This window comes from Vibrio sp. Vb1554 (assembly GCF_033344235.1).
The window spans coordinates 1-1,606 of record NZ_JAWPOJ010000134.1 but is presented as its reverse complement, the minus strand read 5'-3'; the positions used below and the strand labels follow the sequence as shown (position 1 = coordinate 1,606).

At 45.2% G+C, this 1,606-nt stretch carries 3 protein-coding genes; 2 read left to right on the top strand and 1 reads right to left on the bottom strand.

Translation table 11 applies throughout. The annotated features are described in order from the left end of the window. Positions 1-22: 22 nt before the first annotated feature. On the top strand, positions 23-637 hold the full coding sequence (locus tag R8N28_RS24305) for a helix-turn-helix transcriptional regulator (RefSeq protein ID WP_017448999.1): 615 nt from the start codon (positions 23-25) through the stop codon (positions 635-637). A 104-nt stretch (positions 638-741) separates the two neighbouring features. Then, positions 742-1,098, top strand: a complete 357-nt coding sequence (locus R8N28_RS24300; RefSeq protein ID WP_318183556.1) for a DUF3135 domain-containing protein — start codon at positions 742-744, stop codon at positions 1,096-1,098. Positions 1,099-1,138: 40 nt separating this feature from the next. On the opposite strand, the gene R8N28_RS24295 is transcribed toward R8N28_RS24300, so the two are convergent. Continuing rightward, complete coding sequence (locus R8N28_RS24295) at positions 1,139-1,561, bottom strand: DUF805 domain-containing protein (RefSeq protein WP_005458874.1); 423 nt, start codon at positions 1,559-1,561, stop codon at positions 1,139-1,141. Positions 1,562-1,606 lie beyond the last annotated feature (45 nt).

Sequence of the window (1,606 nt, the reverse complement as noted above, 5' to 3'; positions counted from 1 at the left end):
CGGGAATACAAATGGTGGGAATATGAAGACCGTAGATAGGATATTGCAAATCGTTAAGCGTGACGGGTCTGTCACTGCAAAACAACTCTCTTCTGAGCTTGGGATGACAACCATGGGTGCTCGCCAGCACCTGCAAGGTTTAGAAGATGATGGCATCCTGTCGATTCACGATGTAAAAGTCAAAGTCGGACGCCCTACTCGCCATTGGTCTTTAACCCAGAAGGGACATGAGCAATTCGCCGATCGTCATGGCGAACTCACCATCCAATTTATCGAAGCCGTGGAACACATCTTCGGTAAAGATGGCCTCGACAAAGTTACCTCCGAGCGCGAAAAACTGACTTTACAAAACTATCGCCAGCACCTCGACCAATGTGAGTCTTTAGAAAGCAAACTGGAGACTTTGGTTTCTCTACGCGAAAAAGAAGGCTACATGGCAGAGCTTGAACAAGATGAGCACGGGTTTATCTTGATCGAGAATCACTGCCCGATTTGTAAAGCCGCCACGCGTTGCCCTAGTTTATGCAAATCTGAACTGAGTGTGTTCCAGTCCTTACTCGGAGACGACACGACCGTCGAGCGTACCGAGCATATCATTAGCGGTCAACGTCGCTGCGTTTACCGAATCCGCGCTTAGATTTCGGCCCTTTCGCTCTCTCTTATAAATGAGACAGGCCAATGATTCATCCTTTACTCTGATTCCTGTGGTGTACGCTTGTAGTATTGAACACGAGTATCCATATGGATTTGGAGAAAGGGATGAGAACTCTACATACTCACGTAACGCAAGTATTGCCCTCATTTGATGAACTGGTTCAGATGGCCGAAAGCGATCCAGAAGGCTTTGAACAATTTCGCCACGAGATGGCAAAAGAAATGATAGAAAGCGCATCAGAAACGATGCAACCACGCTTATGGGCTCAGCAAAGCCATATTGATCGCGTTATTCTCAACTGTAAAAACCCTCATCACACCAACGTCGTGCTAATGAATGAACTACAAAAACAAGTCACGAAGTTCAGAGAAGCATTACAAGGAAAAGCGACGTCGGTTAAAACAGACAACGTAGTCGCCTTCAACAGAAACGATTTCTACTGATGTGAGAGTCACACCTTAGGCAGACTCCCACATTCATAAATCACTGTGGCTCAGGACCGTATTTATTCGGGCCTGATGTGCCTTTCAAAAAACCACACTCAATCAAAATCCAAAGCCCACAAATTAATGAAATCGAAGCAATGAACAGCTGTGGCGTTGAAGGTTCTTGCGCCATTGGGCTTGTCATCGGCGTTGCGATGCGACCAATCACCAAAGGAATATTCAAGCCTAACCAGTAGATCGACTTGTCGCGGTCATGCCATCTCTTTGTCGTAATAGCCAAATCAGGAATGAGCAGTACCAACAAGAATATTGGCAGTAACAGGTAAGAAAACGCAGGAAACAACTTACTGATACCCGCACCAAAACCTATAATCGAAATGTAGTAAATCACATTCCAAATCCAATAGGTTTTGCGATCGATACGTCCGTGAAACGAAAACAGTAACTCTTTAGTCGACATCAATTTTTATCCAAAAATAGAAAGAATACAGAGTAGCCGAGTCGG